At 41.0% G+C, this 24,059-nt stretch carries 20 protein-coding genes, 1 riboswitch and 1 other annotated feature; of the genes, 9 read left to right on the forward strand and 11 right to left on the reverse strand.

Annotated features, from left to right (window positions below; translation table 11 throughout):
* Window positions 1-121: 121 nt before the first annotated feature.
* The 3 genes from SB775_RS19315 to SB775_RS19325 all read left to right on the forward strand — a co-directional run bounded on the left by SB775_RS19315 (window position 122) and on the right by SB775_RS19325 (window position 1,979).
* A complete protein-coding gene (locus SB775_RS19315) occupies window positions 122-616 on the forward strand; it encodes a spore coat protein (protein WP_410862825.1) in 495 nt (164 codons plus the stop codon).
* Between the two features lie 116 nt (window positions 617-732).
* Window positions 733-1,332: a hypothetical protein gene (locus tag SB775_RS19320; protein WP_317777700.1), complete on the forward strand. Its 600-nt coding sequence runs from the start codon at window positions 733-735 to the stop codon at window positions 1,330-1,332.
* Window positions 1,333-1,796: 464 nt separating this feature from the next.
* On the forward strand, window positions 1,797-1,979 hold the full coding sequence (locus tag SB775_RS19325; protein WP_410862826.1) for a hypothetical protein: 183 nt from the start codon (window positions 1,797-1,799) through the stop codon (window positions 1,977-1,979).
* A 515-nt stretch (window positions 1,980-2,494) separates the two neighbouring features.
* On the opposite strand, the gene SB775_RS19330 is transcribed toward SB775_RS19325, so the two are convergent.
* From SB775_RS19330 to SB775_RS19345, 4 genes are all read right to left on the reverse strand, one after another.
* Window positions 2,495-5,659 (reverse strand): S8 family peptidase, encoded by a 3,165-nt coding sequence (locus SB775_RS19330; protein ID WP_410862828.1) that lies wholly within the window; start codon window positions 5,657-5,659, stop codon window positions 2,495-2,497.
* 337 nt (window positions 5,660-5,996) lie between these two features.
* Window positions 5,997-8,411 carry a leucine--tRNA ligase gene (gene leuS / locus SB775_RS19335; RefSeq protein ID WP_410862829.1) on the reverse strand — a complete coding sequence of 805 codons (2,415 nt, stop codon included), beginning with the start codon at window positions 8,409-8,411 and terminating at the stop codon, window positions 5,997-5,999.
* Window positions 8,412-8,465: 54 nt separating this feature from the next.
* Window positions 8,466-8,701: a binding site (T-box leader), on the reverse strand.
* Window positions 8,702-8,854: 153 nt separating this feature from the next.
* Entirely contained in the window at window positions 8,855-9,118 is a 264-nt protein-coding gene (locus SB775_RS19340) for a DUF2524 family protein (protein ID WP_061465304.1), read from the reverse strand.
* A gap of 95 nt (window positions 9,119-9,213) precedes the next feature.
* Window positions 9,214-9,720, reverse strand: a complete 507-nt coding sequence (locus SB775_RS19345; protein ID WP_061465305.1) for an SMI1/KNR4 family protein — start codon at window positions 9,718-9,720, stop codon at window positions 9,214-9,216.
* Between the two features lie 171 nt (window positions 9,721-9,891).
* Between SB775_RS19345 and mnmL the strand changes: the two genes are divergently transcribed.
* The 3 genes from mnmL to SB775_RS19360 all read left to right on the forward strand — a co-directional run bounded on the left by mnmL (window position 9,892) and on the right by SB775_RS19360 (window position 11,974).
* Window positions 9,892-10,860 (forward strand): tRNA modification radical SAM protein MnmL/YtqA, encoded by a 969-nt coding sequence (gene mnmL, locus SB775_RS19350; protein WP_410862831.1) that lies wholly within the window; start codon window positions 9,892-9,894, stop codon window positions 10,858-10,860.
* Complete coding sequence (mnmM, locus tag SB775_RS19355; RefSeq protein WP_089362670.1) at window positions 10,850-11,422, forward strand: tRNA 5-(aminomethyl)-2-thiouridylate-methyltransferase MnmM; 573 nt, start codon at window positions 10,850-10,852, stop codon at window positions 11,420-11,422. Before mnmL ends, mnmM begins: the two co-directional genes overlap by 11 nt.
* 156 nt (window positions 11,423-11,578) lie before the next feature.
* Window positions 11,579-11,974 (forward strand): hypothetical protein, encoded by a 396-nt coding sequence (locus tag SB775_RS19360; protein WP_089362669.1) that lies wholly within the window; start codon window positions 11,579-11,581, stop codon window positions 11,972-11,974.
* Between the two features lie 74 nt (window positions 11,975-12,048).
* Here SB775_RS19360 and SB775_RS19365 read toward each other — a convergent pair whose 3' ends face one another.
* On the reverse strand, window positions 12,049-12,852 hold the full coding sequence (locus SB775_RS19365; protein WP_410862832.1) for an alpha/beta hydrolase: 804 nt from the start codon (window positions 12,850-12,852) through the stop codon (window positions 12,049-12,051).
* A gap of 210 nt (window positions 12,853-13,062) precedes the next feature.
* On the opposite strand from SB775_RS19365, the gene SB775_RS19370 reads away from it, so the two are divergent.
* The gene (locus tag SB775_RS19370; protein WP_061466260.1) at window positions 13,063-13,581 is read left to right on the forward strand and encodes a gamma carbonic anhydrase; all 519 of its coding nucleotides are present in this window, start codon (window positions 13,063-13,065) and stop codon (window positions 13,579-13,581) included.
* Between the two features lie 36 nt (window positions 13,582-13,617).
* Here the strand turns inward: SB775_RS19370 and SB775_RS19375 are convergent, their stop codons facing one another.
* The 3 genes from SB775_RS19375 to metK are packed head-to-tail and all read right to left on the reverse strand — an operon-like array spanning window position 13,618 to window position 15,273.
* Entirely contained in the window at window positions 13,618-13,818 is a 201-nt protein-coding gene (locus SB775_RS19375) for a hypothetical protein (RefSeq protein WP_410862833.1), read from the reverse strand.
* Window positions 13,815-14,072, reverse strand: coding sequence for a hypothetical protein (locus tag SB775_RS19380; RefSeq protein ID WP_410862835.1), 258 nt, complete (start codon window positions 14,070-14,072; stop codon window positions 13,815-13,817). Before SB775_RS19380 ends, SB775_RS19375 begins: the two co-directional genes overlap by 4 nt.
* Before the next feature lie 7 nt (window positions 14,073-14,079).
* Window positions 14,080-15,273: a methionine adenosyltransferase gene (metK, locus tag SB775_RS19385; protein WP_061465310.1), complete on the reverse strand. Its 1,194-nt coding sequence runs from the start codon at window positions 15,271-15,273 to the stop codon at window positions 14,080-14,082.
* Between the two features lie 164 nt (window positions 15,274-15,437).
* Window positions 15,438-15,601: riboswitch (SAM riboswitch) on the reverse strand.
* A 399-nt stretch (window positions 15,602-16,000) separates the two neighbouring features.
* On the opposite strand from metK, the gene pckA reads away from it, so the two are divergent.
* On the forward strand, window positions 16,001-17,587 hold the full coding sequence (gene pckA, locus SB775_RS19390) for a phosphoenolpyruvate carboxykinase (ATP) (protein WP_410862837.1): 1,587 nt from the start codon (window positions 16,001-16,003) through the stop codon (window positions 17,585-17,587).
* Between the two features lie 558 nt (window positions 17,588-18,145).
* Here the strand turns inward: pckA and SB775_RS19395 are convergent.
* From SB775_RS19395 to SB775_RS19405, 3 genes are read right to left on the reverse strand one after another with little or no spacing between them, the layout of a single operon-like run.
* Complete coding sequence (locus SB775_RS19395) at window positions 18,146-19,447, reverse strand: nucleotide sugar dehydrogenase (protein ID WP_410862838.1); 1,302 nt, start codon at window positions 19,445-19,447, stop codon at window positions 18,146-18,148.
* Between the two features lie 44 nt (window positions 19,448-19,491).
* Window positions 19,492-20,808 (reverse strand): glycosyltransferase, encoded by a 1,317-nt coding sequence (locus tag SB775_RS19400; RefSeq protein ID WP_284469440.1) that lies wholly within the window; start codon window positions 20,806-20,808, stop codon window positions 19,492-19,494.
* A 28-nt stretch (window positions 20,809-20,836) separates the two neighbouring features.
* Entirely contained in the window at window positions 20,837-21,982 is a 1,146-nt protein-coding gene (locus SB775_RS19405) for a glycosyltransferase family 4 protein (protein ID WP_410862840.1), read from the reverse strand.
* Window positions 21,983-22,236: 254 nt separating this feature from the next.
* Here SB775_RS19405 and wecB point away from each other — a divergent pair, with 254 nt between their 5' ends.
* On the forward strand, window positions 22,237-23,373 hold the full coding sequence (gene wecB / locus SB775_RS19410; protein ID WP_089362665.1) for a non-hydrolyzing UDP-N-acetylglucosamine 2-epimerase: 1,137 nt from the start codon (window positions 22,237-22,239) through the stop codon (window positions 23,371-23,373).
* The last annotated feature ends 686 nt before the right edge of the window (window positions 23,374-24,059 follow it).

Below are 24,059 nucleotides of genomic sequence, written 5' to 3' on the forward strand. Positions count from 1 at the left end.
AATCCTTTTAAACTATGAATGTGAGCGAAGGGCCTTTTCCATAAATGATTTCATTAGACAACTTACCTATAGCCAACTGTTCGAATAACGTATCAAGATTATTTGTACAGGAGGAATTGATATGACACCCACCCATTCACATCTTGCTTGGCATGAAACACTGGAACTTCATGAATTGGTCGCAGCCCAATCCATTACCCTTATTAAATTGAAAAAAGCCTATCCGACAATACAGGACCCCATTCTAAAAACGATTTACAGGCAAACCATTGATGCCCTTGCCCAAAACATCATGGAATTGCTGCAATTTTACCCATTGACACCTAAGACGGACCTGGATGGCGATGTATTAAGGGATGAAGCATCTGCCGCTACTGCCGGAGAATTGCTGGGGCTTGCCAAAACATCCATCAAAAATTATGCAGGTGCCATTTCTGAAACAGCCACCCCTTCCCTTCGAAAGGTATTTATTAAACATTTAAATGGAGCCATCGATATCCATTTAAAGATTTTCAACTACCTTTATGAAAGAAATCTCTATCCTGCTTACAACTTAAACCAATTGCTTCAAAATGACGTGGATGTTGCCAATAATGCTCTTTCACAGCCATTCTAAATGCAAAAAAGGTAAGCGCACCGATCGCTTGCCTTTTGCCCCGTTCCGACTCTTAAATGTTATAATATTTAATAATTGGGTTTAATTAGGTTGGTATTATCAAGGGGGTGAAATACATGAAAAAGATCCTATTATCCATCATCATATCCCTGCTCTCATTTTCTTTAGCCGCCTGTAAGGCTGATGATCCAAAACCCGAGAATACCCTTTCAGTTCCTGAGTTATCAGCAAGGGAAAAAGCCATCCTTGAGAATACAAGTGAACATTTCTTTCTTGTCGATTTCAATGTTGATGATACATACAAGAAGATGGCCGTCTGGGTCGAAAAATATGAATTTGGTAAACTTGTCGCACCTGAAATGGGACGCATGACAACTGCCGTCAAAGATAATGGGACAATCATCTTTACGACTTCCAAAACGGTTGATGGCCAAAATCTATCGATGTTCAACATCAGCATTCAAAACGACGATGGTACGGATACAGCCACTTATCCTGAGACCATTGCTGAAAAGGGTTCCAGCGTTTGGGGCAGTCCTAGTAAATTCAATATAAACAACACAAAAAAGCTTGCGTTGGCGAGTATTTGTTATTCAAGCCGAGATGAAGGAATACATACACTTTCCAATGGTTTTTTCAATGACATGGATCGTCATATGGAAGAGTTAAAGGAATACGATGTCGTCTACCTTCTGAGAAGTGAATTTACTAAATGAGCTTACAAGTGCAGGAGACAAGTTGAATCGAACTTGCCCTGCACAGTTTGTTTTTCATTCAAATTAAACGCAAAACTAAATTAAACGAATTAAAGAGAACACGATGAAATCTCCAATTGAGTTCTATAATGATTACTGTTGACTATTACTCTATTTATTACTTTTGGTTTTACACTTCAAATCAGTGAAAAGCTATTATTTTTTAAATATGAAATATGAAAAGGATTGATTAAAATTAGAGCGATTAATGCTAGATTTAAAAGATTAATGAGATTGAAAAATTCCGAATTTTTTCAAGTAGAATTGTCCGATGAAGAACAAAATGCATTTTTACTAATACATGATAAAAATAAAATCTAAAGAATGTAGAAGATAAGTTTATAGATGTCTATCTTTTATCAAATTTCGAATTATCTGACTTATCTCATCAAGACGTACTAAGCTACAGTGAAGATCTTTTAGGGATGAAAAATCAGTGCTCTTATCATGTACATACTTTAAAAGTAGAAGAAGAGTTTGTTTTTGATTTTCCTTTTGACATGATGACTATTCGAAATTATGTACAAGAAATCTTGATAAAATTAAATATCAAAGAACAACTTCCTACCTTTCAAGAAGCTGACTTTGATTACTTATCTCAAGATTAAAAAACAAATGAACAAAAACTATGTAAAAATCATTTTAAGTTTATCTCTCTATTAATCATAGCTATATTTTCTTCAATAGAACTGACGAACATCAAAAATGGACACTTTAAACCTGATGAAAGAAACAATCAAACAGAGTGGGGATCATCTATAGCTAATGAAACACATATATCAGGATATAAAGAATGGATTAAACAATGAAGATGGGTACAGTTATGAAGGGGAAATTGGGTTTATAGGTAAATTAAATAACTCTAAGTGACAATCTATATTCACTTGTCCCTTTTCTTAATGAAAGGCTCTTTTCGTAAAACGTTTACGCCGAGGAGGCTCATCGCCCGCACCAAGGAAAGCGAGCATCTGGAGGGGAAATCAACCACAACTCACTACCTGGTGAATAGCAACAAAGTATGTGAAAACAGCCTAATGAAAAGATCAACATTAAGATTTAAAGGGCCATATACAAAAAAAAAGGCCGTTTAACATGTAAGTTAAACGGCCTTCACCTCTAATTATTATTTAGATTTTTTAACCGTTACTTTTGCTGCTTTTCCTGTATTGCCAGCTTTATCTTTTGCTGAGACGTATAATGCGGAACCTGCTTTTTTCTTGCTGATTTTAACAGAGAATTTTCCGTTTTTATCAGCTTTTGCCGTTCCGATGTTTTTATTGCTATACTTCACGGTTACGGTTGAACCGATTTCCGCTTTACCTGTTACTTTTGTTGCTTTGTCGTTTACTTCATTCACTTTCGGTGCACCTGGAGCTGTTTTATCTTTAACCGTTACTTTTGCTGCTTTTCCTGTATTGCCAGCTTTATCTTTTGCAGAGGCATATAATATGGACCCTGCTTTTTTCTTGCTGATTTTAATGGAGAAGTTCCCCTTTTTATCAGCTGTTGCCGTTCCGATGTTTTTATTGTTGTACTTCACGGTTACGATTGAACCGATTTCCGCTTTACCAGTTACTGAGGTAGCTTTATCGCTTACTTCATTCACTTTTGGAGCACCTGGAGCTGTTTTATCGATAACAGTCACGGTTGCCGCCTTGCTTTCACGTTTTGCTAAGTCTGTAGCTGTGACTGAAAGTTTAGTGCCAGCCTTTTGCTTGCTGATTTTCACTTTGAAATTCCCTTTGCTGTCCGTGTTACCTGAACCAATCACTTTTTTTGCGTTATTTTTGATCGTGATTTTCATGTCCGCTTGTGATTGACCCGTTACATACGTATCTTTGTCACTTAGGGCTTTAACAGTTGGCTTGTTAGGGGTTGCACCCTTATTCACGAATACTTTGATTGAAGATACGGCTAGTTTGGAAGAATCAGAGATATTCACAGTAAGCTGCTGCTCAGCTTTTTGGACCGGAATAGTAACGGTGAATGCTCCGTTAGCTGCCGCCGTTGCTTTACCGAGCGTTTTCTTCCCGTTTTTCACTTCGATTACTGAACCTTTTTTAGCTGAACCAGTCAGTTTTGTTTGGGTATCCATCACAGGATTGACTTTAGCTTGCAATTCCACTGTACTAAGTGCACTATATGCATTCAATCTACCAAATCCTGATACTAAATCTTTTCCGACAGGCAGTTCTTCTTCTGGTATTATGATTTCTCCATCTTCTGGTTCATAGTCCTCATAAGGGTCTACATTATCTTCTTCTTCAAAAGCAACATATTCCGATGTCTCATGAAGGATTTCCCTTACCTCATTCACTTTCAGCCCAGGATTTCCGGATAATAACAAGGCTGTGGCTGCCGCAACATGAGGAGTTGCCATTGATGTACCATCCATGTAAGTAACATTTCCATTAGGTAAAAGGCTCGGGATGCCTGTCCCTGGAGCGACCATGTCCAATTTCGATCCATAATTGGAATAATCGGATACTAAATCAAGGGCATTGGTTGCACCGACGGATATGGCGTATTTAGATGATGCAGGATAAGATAGACCCTCCATCCCATCATTACCGCTTGCTACGACAACCATTACATTCTTGGCTGCGGCATGTTTCAAGGCATATTCAATCGTTCTGCTATATTCTCCGCCCAAGCTAAGGTTTATGACCTTTGCTCCATGATCCACGGCATATTTAATGCCTAGTGCAACTTTCTCCATGTCTCCAGATCCTGAAGAATCCAAGACCTTCACAGGCATGATTTTAGCTACTGGATTGATTCCTTGCATCGAATACCCATTATCCGCTTTGGCAGCGATAATTCCTGATACATGTGTACCATGACCATTGTCATCGATGGCATTTTCTTTCTTATCAATGAAATTCTTACCTAACTCCATGCGAACCGTATCTTTCAAATCCGCCAGTGAATCATCGACACCTGTGTCGACAACCGCTACCATTGTATCCTTTAAATTACGTTTCTTGATAAGGTTCTGCAGTTTTTCGTTATCGATGTCCGCTCCCTTTATGCCCTCTTCACCACCGGCGTTATTTAAAGACCATTGGTACGGTGACTGAATATCGGCTGAAAGTGCTTTGTACGTTTTTACCGCTTCGATGTATTCCACTTCTGGAAGTTTCTCGATATTCGATAGAGCTGCTGTGCTCATTTTAGCTTGATTGTTTAACTCTACAACGTACATATCATCATACAGTACCTCTTGTTGCTTAGGTGCCGCCGATAATGTTCCATATCCTTTTCCTTTTACCTTGGATTGGACTGAACTTAATGACTTCCCAGGTTTAAGTTTGACAATATATTTGTTTTTTATATTCTTCGAAGCTGGAAGTTCAATTCCTGCTTTGCTTGCGATATCGACGATTCTCTCACCTGCAAGCTTATCAAGGTTGATTTTCTTAGCTATGCTGTTCATATCCTTTTTCAATCCAGCTGGAGCGACGTCTGCTGTCTTATTGAATAATGCTTTAATCGCTTCTTGCTGCTTGTTGCTAATGACTGCCGTACTGCTTACTCCATTTTCATTAAGATCCTCAATAAGGGGCTTAATGACGACTAAGTGATTATAGACAGCTTCCCTGGCCGTTTTATTACCAGCCAGATGAATGGCCAGGAATGGGGAAGCCTTATAGTATAAAGAAGAAAGGGAGCGCCCCTCAGATGACTTCGTGAGAACTTCATCTCTAAACACGCGGAGTGTTTTCAACATCGATTCTCCCGATTTCTTATCGTTTACACTCAATTCAACCGGGCATGATTCTTCCCCTTCGTCCCCAGAAGATGGCGGCAATGTAACTGAATGGGCATTGATAGAGTATTCAGCGACGTTTTCCGCATCCGGGATGGGATTTCCCTCATCATCCGTATCGCCGAAATATTCAACTTTAACATAATATGTGCCTTCCCAAGCATATGGGAAATCGACTACAGCTTTTTCATCAGGATAAGAAGAGACAAGATAATTGCTCTCATCTTTTTCTGCTTTTTCTTTATTTTGATATACGGAAATATTCAAGATTTTGTCCGAATTGACTTCGAACTCAGCATGGGAGAATTTTTTTATTTCTTCTTTTGTAGGGGTGATTTGATACCATTGAACATCCGGTTTTTCAAATTTCCCGTCCAAATTGTCTCCATTTTTAATCGTTTTTACATTTTCAATAGGTGTTGCAGTTGCAGCTTGAGAATTTAGTGGAACCATCAAGCTGAAAATCAGTGCAAAAATAAGTACAAACGCCGTAAATCGACTCACATTCTTAAATTTCACAGTTTCCCCTCCAATAATTGGTTAAAAAATAACAGTACTATACCAAACTATCACACTGTAAAATTTTATCAACCAATTTTTTACCTTTTTTATGGCAAATGCTTGATATAATTGGATATTGGGCTAAAAAATGATTCTCATGTACCAATTAAGCAAGATATTTAAGTTCCAATGCATCTCCTACTGCTTGTTGATTCCAAAATTTGATAGACTCATCGCTAATAGATTTAACTCGGGGAAAATCCTAACCATGACCTAATTCCTATGTTCAGCCGATGCCCACGCAAAAAAAGCTGTCCCAGCATAAAACATGCGGAACAGCCCTCAATCGATTTAATTAGTTTGCGACGATATTGACTAATTTGCCTGGTACGGCAATCACTTTACGAATGGTTTTCCCATCGATTTGTTCTTTGATGGAGTCATCCCCCATCGCGATTTCTTCCAGTTTTTCTCTCGTAGTGTCAGTCGGCACCATTAATTTCGCTTTGACTTTTCCGTTTATTTGGATGACGATTTCTACTTCGTTATCCACTAACTTCGCTTCGTCGAAGGCAGGCCATGTTCCGTATGTGATGCTCTCGGAGTGACCTAGTTTAGACCAAAGCTCCTCGGCGATATGCGGTGCAACTGGTGCAAGCAATTTGACGAAGCCTTCGATATATACCTTAGGAAGCGAATCCGCTTTATAGGCATCATTAATGAATACCATCAATTGTGAAATCGCCGTATTGAATTTCAATTCTTCATAGTTCTCGGTCACTTTTTTAACCGTTTGATGATAGACTTTTTCAAGCTTGCCCGTGTCATCCGTTTTGGTCACCTTATCTGTGATCGTATTGTCTTCGTTGACTAATAAACGCCAGATACGGTCAAGGAATCTGCGGGAGCCGTCCAATCCGTTTGTAGACCAGGCAATCGAAGCATCCAATGGTCCCATGAACATTTCGTACATGCGAAGTGTATCGGCACCATGGCTTTCAACGATATCATCCGGGTTCACGACATTCCCTTTAGATTTACTCATTTTTTCATTATTTTCGCCAAGGATCATTCCTTGGTTAAATAGGTTTTGGAAAGGTTCCTTCGTTGGCACGACACCGATATCATACAGGAATTTATGCCAGAAACGAGCGTAAAGCAAGTGAAGCACCGCATGCTCAGCGCCGCCAATATAAATGTCGACCGGCATCCATTCTTTTAATTTTTCAGGATCTGCAAGTGCCTCCTTGTTGTCCGGATCGATATAACGAAGGAAGTACCAGCTGCTGCCTGCCCATTGTGGCATGGTGTTTGTCTCACGGCGCCCTTTTCGTCCGTTTTCATCCGTTACGTTCACCCATTCCTTAATGTTTGCAAGAGGTGATTCGCCTGTACCTGAAGGCTTGATGTCTGTCGCTTTCGGTAAAATCAATGGAAGTTCTTCTTCCTTCACTGCAGACATCGTGCCGTCTTCCCAATGTATGATTGGAATCGGTTCACCCCAGTAACGCTGACGGCTGAATAACCAGTCGCGAAGACGGTATGTTATTTTCTTCGTACCGATTTCTTTTTCTTCCAGCCATTTGATCATGGTTGAAATGCCTTCTTCTTTATTCAAGCCATCAAGGAATTCCGAATTCACATGAAGTCCATCGCCTGTATATGCTTCACTTGTCACATCTCCGCCAGCTACGACTTCCTTGATCGGCAATTCGAACTTGACTGCAAATTCATAATCACGCTCATCATGTGCAGGAACGGCCATGATTGCACCTGTTCCGTAGCTGATCAACACGTAATCAGCAATCCAGATCGGCATTTTTTCGCCGTTTACCGGATTAATGGCATAAGCCCCTGTAAACACGCCTGACTTATCCTTTGCCAAGTCTGTTCTTTCAAGGTCGCTTTTATGTTTCACTTCATCTAAATATGCGTCAACCGCTTTCCTTTGATCAGCTGTCGTAATTTTATCGACAAATGGATGTTCAGGTGCCAATACGGCATATGTTGCACCGAATAACGTATCCGGACGAGTCGTGAACACCGTGAATGTATCATCAAAGCCATCGATATTGAATGTAACCTCCGCGCCCTCGGAACGGCCAATCCAGTTACGTTGCATATCCTTGATGTTTTCCGGCCAATCGACATCATTCAAATCGTCGATTAAGCGGTCCGCATAAGCCGTGATTCGAAGCATCCACTGTTTCATCGGGCGGCGCTCAACCGGATGGCCCCCACGCTCACTTTTTCCATCGATGACTTCTTCGTTCGCCAATACCGTGCCAAGGGCTGGACACCAGTTAACGGCCACTTCATCAATATATGCAAGGCCCTTTTCATATAATTTCAAGAAGATCCATTGCGTCCATTTGTAATAGTCAGGGTCTGTCGTGTTAATTTCACGATCCCAGTCATAAGAAAAACCAAGGGCTTTGATTTGGCGGCGGAACGTGTTGATGTTGTGCTCCGTGAATTCAGCTGGATCATTTCCCGTATCGATCGCATATTGCTCTGCCGGAAGTCCAAAAGCGTCCCAGCCGATCGGATGCAAAACATTATACCCCTGCGCCCGTTTCATCCGTGCCAGGATGTCGCTTGCCGTATAACCTTCCGGGTGACCCACATGAAGACCGGCCCCTGAAGGATATGGGAACATATCCAGCGCGTAGAATTTGCGTTTGCCGCTTTCTTCACCCGTTTTGAATGTCTTGTTGCCTTCCCAATACTGCTGCCATTTCGTTTCTATGCTTCTATGGTCAAAACTCATATTATTTCCTCCTAATTTCCGTATAAAAAAACAATAAAAAACCCCTCATCCCAAAATAGGGACGAGAGGATTATGTATATCTTCCCGCGGTACCACCCACATTGGCGATAGCTAAAATCCGCCCAGCTTAAAACATCATCCGTAACATGGATTAAAACGCCAGGCATTACTTTTTACCTTCACACCTGGAACTCCAAGGCGAGTTCACGACCATCCCAGGTTGACTTGCACCACCCGTCAACTCTCTTTACTGAAATAAAATCGCTACTGTTCCTCATCATAGTCTTTATGAGAATATTTGATTATATTACATTCTAGTCAATTTTACCGATAATTGCAATAGCCGTACATAAACATTATCGACAGGTTTTTCATTATATATGCGAATTCAAGGAAAAACGTGCAAAAAAAAGGGAGCTATGCATCCTAGCTCCCTTGCTCCTTTAATGTCGCAGTAATATCATTTCATTTTTCAATTCATTCAATTGCTGCCGCATCCGCGAAAGCATATCCCGTTGCTGGGCATTCGAACTGGCATACAATCGTTCCATATCAGTCAAAGCCTCTTCGATATACCTTTGCGAATTTTGAAATTGTTCATCATCATAATGCTCCTGCCGAGAGGCCTCGTTAAATTCAAACTCTGCAAAATGGAGAGCCCCTTCACATTGCTCTAAAAAATGATCGACGGATTGTCTGGTTGCCATTTCAAACCCTCTCCTTCGCGTCTCATTTGGATGACTCAGTATCATCTTGTTTAGTTTGAGCAAATAACGAGCGGATTATCATTTTTTTTGAGGAATCATCCTTTATCCCAAAACTTCTCCCCTTGATGGGAAATGAACCGCTCGATCCATTCGGCAAAGCCCATATGGAGTTTCTCGCCTTCTTCAAAATCATCGATATGGCCTTTTACCATTAAATAATCCTTATCACCTTTTGCGACGGCCTCCCCATCGATCACGATATTATCTTGATAAATGCAGGCCACTTTAAAGCATCCTTCGTAAGAACTTTCATATGTGTAATTAACAATATCATCCAGGCTATACAAATCATTTCCCTGACCAGATTCTACGCTATCGAACAGACGGCATCCATTCGTTATTTTCAAAAACTCTTTATAATCATCGGGCAGAAGCAATCCGGTTTTCTTTTCAAAGGAATGAATTTGTTCATCCGAAGCAGGTGAATTGAAGGTGCAAGTGGCTTTGTATATGAACCCATCCTCATTTACTTCAATCACCTGATTATTTTCGGCTAATTTCTTTTTCATTTGATTAATCGCTTCTTCAACTTGACCGGTCATGTCCATCAGCTCCCGATTGGATATAGTCATTCACTAGAGATACTAGAAAAAGCAGCTAATTGTTTAGCCTTCAAGTATACAGTATACGCTTATTTTTCAAAAAAAGACCTAGCTGCCCGAATGTTGTATAATATATGTTGCGCTTTATTTTTTACTTAGGAGGTTGCTGATTTGAATCAAGCAAACCCGTTTATATATGCAACGGATAACAAACGATATCATACATGGAATTACCACTTGAGAAATCATTTTGGACATAAGGTTTTTAAAGTTGCCCTTGATGGCGGTTTTGACTGTCCGAACCGTGATGGGACAGTCGCACATGGAGGCTGTACCTTCTGCAGTGCCTCAGGCTCGGGTGACTTTGCCGGCAGCAGGGTCGAACCGCTCGACGTCCAGTTCAAGCAAATCAGCGAACGTATGCATCATAAATGGAAAGACGGTAAGTATATGGCCTATTTCCAAGCGTTCACGAATACGCATGCACCCGTGGCAGAGCTTCGCGAGAAATATGAAAGTGTATTGACCCAGGAAGGTGTCGTCGGACTCTCCATTGCAACGCGTCCGGATTGCCTTCCGGATGATGTAGTCGAGTATTTAGCGGAATTGAACGAACGCACTTATCTATGGGTTGAACTTGGTCTTCAAACGGTTCATGAAAAGACCGCGACGATGATCAACCGTGCCCATGACTTCGATTGCTACAAAGAAGGGGTCGATAAACTGCGCAAACACGGCATCCGCGTATGCTCCCATATCATTAATGGCCTTCCTCAGGAAGATTACGACATGATGATGGAAACAGCCCGGGAAGTCGCCAAACTTGATGTGCAGGGCATAAAGATCCATTTACTTCATCTATTAAAAGGGACCCCTATGGTCAAACAATATGAAAAAGGCCTGCTTGAATTCCTTGACCGTGACGATTATGTCAGCCTGGTATGTGATCAACTGGAAATAATCCCTCCGGAAATGATCGTTCACCGCATAACGGGTGACGGCCCAATCGATTTGATGATCGGGCCAATGTGGAGCGTCAATAAATGGGATGTTTTGAATGCCATTGATGCCGAATTGCAGCGCCGCAACAGCTGGCAGGGGAAAAATCATCAGACGGGGGTACAATCAGATGAAGCTTGACCGAATTTTGCCATTCGCCAGGATCCTGCTTGAAAAAGCGGTCCAGCCCGGGGATATTACCATTGATGGCACGATGGGCAACGGTTTTGATACTGTCTTCCTGGCAGGACTAACCGGAGAAAACGGACATGTCTATAGTTTTGACATTCAGAAAGAAGCACTCCAAATCACAGCGGCCAAACTGATGTCCGAGAATTTACAGGAACACTGCACCCTCATTCACGATGGGCATGAACAACTCAGCAAATATATCAGAAAAGAACATTCCGGAAAGATCACAGGTGCCATATTCAACCTAGGCTACCTTCCTGGCGGTGACAAATCAATCATCACCCAAGCAGATACGACGATATCAGCTATTGAACAGCTGTTCGAGATGCTTGCACCTGAAGGCATCATCATCCTCGTCATTTACCATGGACATCCAGGAGGATCGGCTGAACGGGATGCATTGATGGATTATGTACAGGACTTCCCTCAACAAAAAGCGCATATCCTGAAATACGGCTTCATCAACCAAGCCAACAATCCGCCATTCATTGTGGCGATTGAAAAGAGATGATCGCTCCTGACACCGTTCTTTCGGAACGGTGTTTTTTCATTTGAAGGAAATGGCTACCCCTCAAATGATCGGCAGCAAATTTCCAATCATAACTTTTTGAATTTTTTGTCTATAATAATTATAATTAAAGAAAATAGATAAGAGGGTGTAGAAAAAATGGAACAGTTGCCTATTTCATTACTGACCGATATATTGACAGAAAGAATCAAAAGGGATTCGAGTGAAGAGTACGGGAATTTTGTCAGATCGCTTAATTCATTGACAGAAAAACAAAAAAACATGGAAGACCTCAAACAATTTGAAAATCATTTTGATAAGTTCCTGCCACAGCTCGATTTAGTGATTTCCACACAAAACCATGATGAAATCATGAATATGAAAGCGACGCTTTTAGATTTATTCGCTAATGACTTGAGCTTTAAATCCATCTATCTCCTATCCACCGCCTTATCCAATAAAAATGAACTTACACATTTGAGCCAATTTATGTATCCGGTTACTTTTTGGGCACCGGTCATCAAATCGTACGAATTGCTTACAAAAGCAGGTTGATCCATTTCAAATAAAAAAAGCTGCTGAATGTCTCACTTCAGCAGCTTTTTCAATTATCCCGCAGGATTTACCGATCAAACGACATACCCTAATATCTTTAAACGATTTTCAACAAAACTCAGCGCATATTGGAATACATCATCACGCTCAGGTTCGTTGAAGATTTCATGATAAAGCTTCGGCCATTCCTTATATTGCTTTTCACTGGCCAGGTTATAATTAAACCACTCACGAACCGCCTTCTTATTCACGATTCGGTCATCTCCGCCCTGCATGACCAAAAGCGGCACATCCTGAAATTCGGGAATCTCTTCAAAAGCATCCTTCATCGCCTGTGCAAGCTCGCGATACCAGCGAATCGAAACCTTCGTGATATATAATGTATCGTTTCTATCGGATTCACGAATTTCCGCACTTCTCGTCGCCATTTCAGGTGTCAATCCGGAATCTACCCTTAACTGAGGCATCGTGATGTTCAAACCATGCGAGATGGTTGTCAGGAACTTCCGCGGCTTCGTCACGAGGCCTAAACATGGAGAAGAAAGAATCACCCCTGCAATGTCCCATTCCTCTTCCTGAAGAAGGCGTATCGAAATCAAACCGCCCATGCTATGTCCAAGTAAAAAGACCGGCAACGAATATTCGTAAGCCTCTTCTATCCAGCTTTTCACTTCGTCTAAATATTCATCAAAGGAATCGATATGTCCCCGGTAGGCGCGAGTTGTCATACCCTGCCCTGGAAGGTCGCCCATGACGACATTGTATCCAGCTGAAAGCCACATTTGTGTTAACCACTTATAACGGCCGTGATGTTCCATCGCCCCATGAATGATGACAATGACGCCTTTTGCGTCTCCTTCTGTCTCCCATTTCCACATTCGAAATCCCCCTTTCACTTTTCACTTGTTGTATACGATCCATGATAGTTAAAATAATATATATAAATTATAACCATATTCGTGATTTTCGCCAAAAAAGAAACCTAACAAGTTGTACATTTATATTATAAATAGCCAAGTGTATTTGCATACGGTATATTAAAATAATACATAAAAACATTCACTTCGGAAAGGAAATGATTGAAAATGATTATTTATCCGTTTAAAGGTAAAGAACCTGATATCGCTGAAAGCGCTTATATTGCTGAAAATGCTGTCGTGACAGGTGATGTGAAAATTGGTGAAGAATCGTCAATTTGGTTCAATTCCGTCATACGCGGCGATGTATCCCCAACCATCATTGGGAACAAAGTCAGTATACAGGATAACAGCGTTCTGCACCAAAGCCCAAATAATCCATTGATCATCGAGGATGAAGTAACCATTGGCCATCAGGTCATTTTACATAGCTGTAAAATCCGAAAAGGAGCTTTGATCGGCATGGGCTCGATTGTGCTTGATGCAGCGGAAATCGGCGAAGGGGCTTTTATAGGTGCAGGCAGTCTCGTTCCCCAAGGCAAAGTCATTCCACCGAACATGTTGGCATTCGGACGCCCAGCTAAGGTCATTCGTGAAATCAACGAAGAAGACCGTCAGGATATGGAACGTATCGTACGCGAATATGCTGAAAAAGGGCAATACTACAAAACGGCAGAACGTATAAAATAAACTGAATATAGCGGGAACTTATAGGACGCACCAAACTTACGAACTCACGAGTATATGAGCCAAATTCACGAGTAAATGAACCAAACTCACGAGTAAACGAGCCAAATTCACGAGTAAATGAACCAAACTCACGAGTATTCGCACCAATCTCACGAGTATTCGCACCAATCTCACGAGTATATGCACCAACCTCACGAGTATTCGCACCAAACTCACGAGTATTCGCACCAAACTCACGAGTATTCGCCCAAACTCACGAGTATTCGTACCAAACTCACGAGTATTCGCACCAAACTCACGAGTATTCGAGCCAAATTCACGAGTAAATGAACCAAACTCACGAGTAAACGCCCAATCTCACGAGTAAATGAGCCAATCTCACGGGTATATGCACGTGAGTGGATTTCTATGGGATTTCTTGAATTACTCCCTCTGACGGCAAAATAAATCAATAAAAAAAGGTGTCCGCTATAAGCGGGACACCTTTTCATTTATTGATTATGCTTGTGCTTTTAATGTTTCTGCTTTATCTGTGCGTTCCCATGGAAGATCGACATCTGTACGGCCAAAGTGTCCGTATGCAGCTGTTTGTTTGTAAATCGGGCGACGAAGATCAAGCATTTTGATGATACCGGCTGGACGAAGGTCGAAGTTAGCGCGAACTAGGTCAACAAGGACTTCTTCGCTAACAGTACCAGTTCCGAATGTATCAATCGAGATCGATACAGGCTCTGCCACACCAATTGCGTATGCCAATTGAACTTCCGCTTTGTCAGCCAGGCCAGCTGCCACGATGTTTTTCGCAACGTAACGAGCAGCATATGCTGCAGAACGGTCAACTTTAGTAGCATCCTTACCAGAGAATGCACCGCCGCCGTGACGAGCGTATCCGCCATACGTATCAACGATGATTTTACGTCCAGTAAGACCAGCATCCCCTTGAGGTCCGCCAATTACGAAACGGCCAGTCGGGTTGATGAAGTACTTAGTTTCAGCATCGATCAATTCAGCTGGAACAACTGCTTTGATTACATGTTCTTTTAAATCTGCTTGAATTTGTTCAAGCGTAATTTCTGCATCATGCTGTGTAGAGATAACGATCGTATCAACACGTACAGGACGGTTATTCTCATCATACTCCACAGTTACCTGTGTTTTACCATCAGGGCGTAAGTAAGCAAGCGTTTCATCTTTACGAACTTGAGCCAGTCGGAATGAAAGTTTATGTGCCAATGAGATCGGAAGCGGCATAAGCTCTTCAGTTTCATTACAGGCAAATCCGAACATAAGACCTTGGTCCCCTGCACCGATTGCATCGATTTCTTCCTCTGACATGTGTCCTTCACGAGCTTCCAATGCTTTATCGACGCCAGCTGCGATATCGGCAGACTGCTCATCAATTGAACTCAATACAGCACAAGTTTCAGCATCGAAACCGTATTTCGCACGTGTGTAGCCAATTCCTGCAATCGTATCACGAACGATACGCGGAATATCCACGTAAGCGGATGTTGTAATTTCTCCAGCAACAAGCACAAGACCTGTTGTTACACTTGTTTCGCACGCAACACGTGCATTTGCATCCTTAGCAAGGATAGCATCTAAAATGGAATCTGAAATCTGATCACAAATCTTGTCCGGATGGCCCTCTGTAACAGATTCAGAAGTAAATAGACGTTTCTTTGACATCATATTTCCTCCTTGGAAGTTAGTATGTTGTAGGCATAAGCCTGATTTTTTACGGAACTCGTTTCCCTCATTAGTTTCAACTATAGACACAGAATTACTTATTAAAAACACAAAAACCTTCCCTGGCAAATGAGGAAAGGTTTAAAATTCTGTCTTCTATCCTTTCACTCTTATCGTTCAAGGGTTTTTTACCTTGCTCAGGTTAGCACCATCACCACTATTCCTTGAAGAACCATCGCTTTATTTTCGGCGATCGGTCTTGGAGTCAAGTTCAATATGGCAGGTTGCTGGGTTTCAAAGGGCCTGTCCCTCCACCAACTCGGGATAAGAGAATCCGTACAATTTAAGATATTATCGTATCTGGTTGGAATTTGTCAATGCTTTTCTAAAAAAGAACATTTCCCCCATAATGGCGTTCACGTGAAAATACGTGTTGGTTCAACGTCCTTAAAGGGTTTCCAAGCCAGGGCGAATAGAAATAATGAAAATTGCCATTAATAATAGAACATTGAGAACAAGAATTGGAAAGGCATCATGATTTACCATTCAAAATTAAGATGCTTCCATGAAAGTATATGCGATCATCCTGACTCGGTTCCTTCCCATTTAAAATGATTAATGCGGCCAGTTGAAAATTATCACAAAAAAAAATAAATAGTATAGACTATTTAAATGAATGTGTTATACTAATTGTAATATAAAAACTTAAACAAAGGAAGGTACCTCATATATGAATTCTGTAGATGTTTCTAATGAGTTACACCAATTATTAACAGGAAACAATGTTCAAACTCAACTTTCAGTTCCTCAATTGGTTGAAAAGGTATTGAGCAGAAACGAAGGCGTTTTAACATCAACTGGCGCAGTAAAAGCTGAAACCGGCAAATATACTGGTCGTTCACCTAAAGATAAATATATCGTGGAAGAAGCATCTGTTAAAGATAAAGTCGATTGGGGTTCAGTGAACCGGCCAATTTCCGAAGATGTGTTCAATAAACTATATAATAAAGTAGTTGACTACCTAAAAGCAAAAGAAGAGATTTTTGTTTTCAAAGGTTTCGCTGGTGCAGACGAATCATCACGCCTTCCTATCCAAGTTGTTAATGAATATGCTTGGCATAATCTTTTCGCCCATACTTTGTTCATCCGTCCAAACGAAGAGGAACTAAGAGGTCACGAATCAGAATTCACAATACTTTCGGCACCTAATTTCAAAGCAGATCCAGAAGTGGACGGAACTTCTTCTGAAACTTTCATCATCGTTTCATTTGAACGCCGCACCATCCTTATCGGCGGAACGGAATATGCAGGAGAAATGAAAAAATCGATCTTCTCGATCATGAACTACTTACTTCCAGAGGCTGGAATCCTTCCAATGCATTGCTCTGCTAACGTAGGACGTGAAGGGGACGTCGCTTTATTCTTCGGACTGTCCGGTACAGGTAAAACAACGTTATCCGCAGACACTAATCGTAAACTGATTGGCGATGACGAGCACGGCTGGTCTTCTAACGGTGTTTTCAACATCGAAGGCGGCTGTTATGCGAAAACGATCAACCTTTCACGCGAAAAAGAACCACAAATTTTCGATGCGATCCGTTTCGGTGCCGTATTGGAAAACGTAGTTGTTGATCCTGAAACACGTGAAGCGAACTATGATGATAGTTCATTAACAGAAAACACTCGTGCTGCATACCAAATGCAAGCGATCGATAACATCGTGAGCCCAAGTATCGCAGGACACCCAAATACAATCATTTTCTTAACAGCTGATGCTTCAGGCGTACTGCCTCCAATCAGCAAGCTTTCCAAGGAACAGGCAATGTTCCATTTCCTAAGTGGGTACACAAGTAAATTGGCTGGTACTGAAAGAGGAGTAACTTCACCGGAAGCTACATTTTCAACATGTTTCGGTTCACCATTCTTACCGCTTCCGGCTACACGCTATGCTGAAATGCTTGGAGATAAAATTGACGAGCACAACGCAAAGGTATACCTTGTCAACACTGGATGGACTGGCGGTGCATACGGAACTGGCAGCCGTATGAAACTTGCTTACACTCGCGCGATGGTACAAGCGGCACTTGAAGGCGAATTGGCAAATATCGAGACAATTAAAGACGATATCTTTGGTTTGGATATTCCACTTCATGTTCCTGGTGTTCCTGACGAAGTGCTTCAACCAATCAAGACTTGGGAAGATTCTGCTGCATATACACAAGCAGCAACAGCTCTTGCTGCCCAATTCCGTGAAAACTTTAAAAAATTCGGAAGCGTTCCAAGTGAAATCGAAGAACTTGGCGGCCCGACAGCATAATAAATTGTACCCAAAAGGACCAAGCCCTTGCTTGGTCCTTTCTTTATAAACTGACTAAGCTGAGCAAAAAATCAACCATTACAATCTCACTGCTGTAAAAGCCACACATTAGCCTGAAGCGCCAGGCAAACCAAATCTGCTCTTCACATGTCCGCATAGGAAGTCATATTTACAGAACATATAGTATTATCCAATCTATACTTTTGAATTAAAAACAGCCAAGAATCTGTCTCCTATGTTCCAGCTAGTGGCTATCATTCCATTTGTTCAGAAAGCCCGGGGAAAGGTCTCCTGAACCAATCCTATACATCCTGCTGGCCATATAATAAACGAGAAGTTCGTCATCCATTTTCCATACTATAAAACCACTCCTCTTGCCCGCCCCACCTCCTCCTAACTAATATAGACTTCGCTGCAAATAAAAAATTACAGGTTCATCCTATTATTATTTCAAATGATTTTTTAACATGTTGCAAAACTTAAAGGGTGCTGACTGAGTCAACACCCTTTATTCTCTATCCTATCCATTTCCGGCCTTGCAGCAGAAGCAGTTGTTTATTAGATAATCATTTTGTTCCTTACTTCTTTCAAATGCTCTGTTTTATATTCGAATACATTGCCTAAGTTGACAATTTGGGTGTTATGTTTATTTGCATCAATGCAATTTCGAGTATCCAAAATTATTTTATGAGCCATCTTATTCGAAAGTTTGTCATAATCCATTTCTTTAAATTCATTATGATCAGTTAAGACAAGAATCAGGTCGGCATCCTTTACAGCGTCTTCGACAGAAACGACTGGCATTTTTCCAGATTGGACATGTGGGTCATGCAAAGATACTTCCACCTGATCCATGCTCATCAGGATATTTACAACATCAATGGCCGGGCTTTCACGGATATCATCTACATTTCCTTTGTAGGCAAGTCCAAAAACCGCTACCTTCGGTTTACGGATACCTTCAAGTAACATCCTGACACAATTGACGATATAATACGGCATAGAAACGTTCGTGTCGCGGGCTAATTTGATGATTCTAGCTGTCTCAGGAGCTTTAGCGACAATGAAATAAGGATCGACCGCGAGACAATGTCCACCTACCCCTGGTCCTGGTTGATGAATATTTACACGTGGATGCTTATTTGCCATTGATATGACATCCAATACATTGATATCCAATTGGAAGCAAACTTTAGCCAACTCATTCGCAAGAGCAATATTCACATCACGGAAGGTATTTTCCATCAACTTGGACATTTCAGCCGTTTTCGCATCCGTACGAATGATTTCCCCTTTAACGAAAGTTTCATAGACAAGGCTTCCTTTGTAGGAGCAGGCTTCTGTAATGCCGCCGACGATTCGGTTATTATGCACCAATTCTTCTAGTATTCTCCCAGGCAAGACACGTTCCGGACAATGTACGAGAAAGATATCTTTCCCGATCGTTAGCCCTGACATCTCAATCAATGGCTTGATATGATCATCCATGCTCCTTGGTGCAATCGTCGATTCAATAATGATGACATTTCCCTTCTGAACAAAAGGAAGAATACTTGAAGTTGCTTGTATAACATAGGTAAGATCACACGATTGGTGTTGATCTTCATTGTTTGGAGTTGGGACCGCAATGATGAAAACATCCGCAGGCTCAGGATTCAAGGCAGCACGAAATCTTTTGGCATCTAGCACTTCATTTAACACTTCTTCTAGTCCAGGTTCTTCAATATGGAGCTTTCCATTATTCAATTTATTAATAACATCAGGATGGATATCCACGCCAACAACATCTACTCCATGTTTTGCGAACATTAAAGATGTTGGAAGTCCTATATAACCTAGTCCCATTGTACATAATTTCATAATAACCACTCCTCATCATATTTTCTTCTAGTATTCTAGTTTTGTTAAGCTGATTGATAGATTTGGATGAAGATTTCTTTCTCTTGCTTCCAATTGTATTTTAGGCGGGCTTTCAGACAGTTGCTGCTCATTTCCGCTCTTTTTTCTGGATGCTTTAATAAATAATTGACTCCGTCTGCAATAGAACGGGGATCATGGGAGTCGACGCACATACCAACTTTCTCAGTGTCTACTACCTTTTGAATTTCTGGAAAGCTGCAGGCGATGACAGGAACTCCGCTCATCATATATTCAAACAACTTATTGGAAGAAGCTGAATAATGATTAAAGCAGACATTATTCAATACCTGAAAACCTAAATATGCGTTTTTCGTATAATGAAGCAAATCATCAACAGGCACCTTCGGGATAAATTTCACCCGATGTTCGAGGCCCATTGCCTCTACCTTTTTTATTAATTCAGGCTTGATCTTTCCATCTCCAATGAAAACAAGCGTTCCAGCTTCCATCATCGGCACTGCCTCAACCACTTTCTCTAACCCCCTGCCCGTTTGAATGCCGCCTTGATATAACAATATCGGCTCGTCCTCTGGCAGCTTGAGCAACTCGTGTAAATCCACGACTGTACTTTCCTCAGGCAATGTAGGGATTGGGTAGTTATGGACCACTTTCGGATACAGACCGTATAAGTCTTCATTATATTTAGCACGAGTATGATTTTCGGCAATCATTTCGTCGACAAATTTTAATAGAAACTTTTCCATTATCCCGTAAATCCGGCTATTATAACCGGTTCTGCTCGTTTGAACTTCATGAGAATCATATATGAGCTTTTTACGTCTTAGAAATTTACTGCTGATCGCTCCCTGCATTAACGTATTCAAATCATTCGAATGATAAAAGTCATATTTCTTTTTACGTCCGTAATGAACCATTTGAAAAAAAATATAGCTTCTTGTCAAAAGATTCGGTAGTTTTGTTTTCGTAACAATTGTGGCGATTATTGCAAGAAGCGCCATAACACTCACCAATACGACAGTACTGATCCAGCCCGTAATCAGGTTCATGTTCAACAAGGTATTCCAAACCAATAAAGTGAGAACGGTCAATTCAAACATCTTATTTTTCACTTTTTTCACGATTCTAAGTACTCTATTAAGTCTATCCCAGCGATTATTCACTCGAATGACATTAAATCCATTTTTATGTTTCTCTTTTTTTTGTAATTCTTCATTTTTCCAGTTATGAATGGCAATTAAGTCGACTTCATAACCTTCTTCAGTAAGGGCAGTGCACTCCCTTAGAACCCGTGCATCGTTGGTAAAATGATTCCACACAAACATACATACCTTCTTCGCCATTTTTACCTCCACTTTTCCAGATATGCCGTCAGCTAGATGCTTCCATCACGTTAATGAGCCCTTGAATATTTTTTGACCATAGAAAATTTTGTTTTGCATATCGATGGCCATTTTCACCCAGCTCTTCGCGAAGAGCCTTCTCAGAGGCCATTGTTAAAATATGTTGACTGATTTCATCAACCTTTCTACTATCTGCCACAATCCCGCATTGCGCCTCCGAAATCATTTGCCTGGCGCGCCCGCCGACATCACCGACAATCGGTTTCCCTACACACATATAGTCGATTATTTTCCCAGGCAGCACCTTGTTAAAGACATCCTTCTCAACTAAGCTTACATACGCAATATGGGATGAGGATACTTCATTAAGAGTCACCCTCCTGTTCATCGCTTTGATGACCCTTATATTGGTCAACCCTTTAGAGGATATCTCGTCTTGGACTTCGGACATTCGATAGCCATATCCAATAATCGTGAACTCAATTTGTTTATGTTCTTTCAGTGTTTCAGCAACTGCTATTAACTTTTTAATATCTTGGGCAAGTCCGATATTACCCGTATAAACGACCTTGATCCTATTTTCCGAAATTGGCGGAAGCCTTTTTTTCAAGTTCAGCTCGTCTGCAGTAAGCGAGTTTGGAATGAATTGGATATCATCATCTTTGACTCCTTTTGAAAGGATATAATCCCTAAATCCAGGACTATTGATGATAATTTGGTTAGAGTGTCGATATATTTTTCTTTCAAGGAAAAAAGCCATTTTCAAGATCCACTTATTCGTGAATACGCCTACTCCCTGCAATGATTCGGGCCATAAGTCTCTTACATCGGTTATTAGCTTTGCCTTCATTTTTTTCTTGGCAATCAATGCCGCAAATATCGGGAAAATAGGCGGGGTCGTGACAAACACATAGTCATATTTTTTTTCCAATCGAATGATTGTGTAAATGAAGAGCCACATCGCTTCCAAATAATGAAGCAAGCGTCTCCACATATTGCTTGTATACCTCTTCACTTTATCTGGTTGAATCCTGATGATATCTTTTTCCTCAATATCGACTTCATCCCAAAAATGGGAATCCTGATATAAACTTTGATGAGGATAACTCGGCTTCAAAGTGATGACTGTAACCTCATAGCCGCTTCGCTTCAAATTGAGATATACATTTTTCATCCTGTTTCCTGCGCTCCCAATTTCAGGATAAAAGTTTTGCACAATCATCAGGACACTTTTCATATGAGCCTATCACCTCGATTCTTAATATCGTCCTGCTTTTTATTGTAAATGGACGATATTAAGCGGGGGTTAAAGAAATATAAAGTCCCTATTAAGTTTGTAAATATTCTGTTAATTGTTGCGTTAATAAAATTTTTCTTTAGAACAACTCGTTATAATAGGGAGGAAATAAAGAAAGCGAGGAAATCATAATGCCTAAAAATCGTTTAAAGGTCATGACTGTATTTGGGACAAGACCGGAGGCCATTAAAATGGCACCTGTCGTATTGGAACTGAAAAAACACCAGGAAGAAATCGAAACCATCGTAGTGGTCACCGCCCAGCATCGAGATATGCTTGATCAAGTCCTGCAATGTTTCAAAATAAGACCAGACTACGATTTGAATATGATGAAAGAAAGACAAACATTAGAAGAGATCACAACTCGCGGTATTGGGGAACTGAGCGCTCTTATGAAAGAACTGCAACCAGATATCGTGCTCGTTCATGGAGATACAACGACGACTTTCATCGCCAGCTTAGCCGCTTTTTATAATAAAATTCAAATTGGCCATGTTGAGGCTGGTCTTCGGACGGGTAATAAGTATTCTCCATATCCTGAAGAAATGAATAGACAGCTGACAGGCGTCTTAGCTGATTTGCATTTTGCCCCAACAAATCAGGCAGCAGAGAATCTAATTTTGGAAAATAAAAAGAGTGATTCGATCCATATTACCGGCAATACGGCTATCGATGCTTTGAAAACCACAGTAAGGAAAGACTACGAACATCCAATTCTATCTGGCTTGAATGGAGATCGTATGTTATTGATGACAGCGCACAGACGAGAGAATATCGGTAAACCAATGGAAGAAATATTCCGTTCCGTCAAACGGCTGCTTGAAGATCATACGGATATCCAAGTTGTTTTCCCACTTCATAAAAACCCAGTCGTCCGTGAAATTGCTTACCGGATTTTTGGTGAAACGGAAAGACTTCACTTAATAGAGCCGCTTGAGGTGCTTGATTTTCATAATTTTGCGGCGCACGCCCATCTAATAATGACAGATTCCGGAGGGGTGCAAGAAGAAGCTCCCTCACTTGGTGTTCCTGTCCTTGTATTACGCGATACGACAGAACGGCCAGAAGGGATTGAGGCTGGCACCCTTCTATTGGCAGGAATTGAGGAAGAACGAATTTATCAATTAGCCACAGACTTACTTACAAATGAAGAAACCTATAAAAAAATGGCGACAGCTTCCAACCCATATGGGGACGGGTTTGCTTCAAAGCGGATTGTTGAAATCCTATTAAAGCATTGTGAATTGCAATCGCCCCTTCCATTATGAAAATAGTTCATGAAAGTAAGATAACGGAAAACGCCTGCCACTTTAGCGGCAGGCGTTTTCTCATTGGGTTGGATTTTAAAACGGATCACTTCCACTTTCAGGTTCTAAGCCAATGTCGGCAGTGCTTGTTCTTCAGCAGCACTTATATAGGCGGGTGAAGAGTCTTCTCATGCAATTAAATGCCAACACAATAGCCTGAATGAGACCCAACGTAAATTAAATTGTATGGACCCATAGAGGAGGCCATAAGCATGGAACAAGCCCTTGAAGAGGAAAAAGCTTTTTTAGTAGGATTTCTGGAAGGGTACCGCTTTATTAAAGAGCCCCAGAGATCAGGTGGAGGTCTGACTCTGGTTTAGAACATACAATCCGATATGCTATAAAAATAGAAATTATTTAGATAGACGAAGGTCGTGATCAAAACAGTCGAAATCGTAGTAATGCCAGAATACACATGGTTTGGTACATCTTTTGAGTAACGTTTGCGTTTGCGTACATACTGATCATAACGTTTGCAAGAATGCACGCCCCTAAGACAATCGAAGAGAACGGCATACAAAACGTAAACAATCCCTCATCCTGGTAACAAGTTAAGGGATTGTCTTTTTTATTGGCTCTTTTCGTAAAGATTGTTGTTTTTAAAACGAAACTATTTAAGGTTGATTGGAGCGGAAGTGCGAGACTCC

This window comes from Peribacillus sp. SIMBA_075, assembly GCF_046534585.1.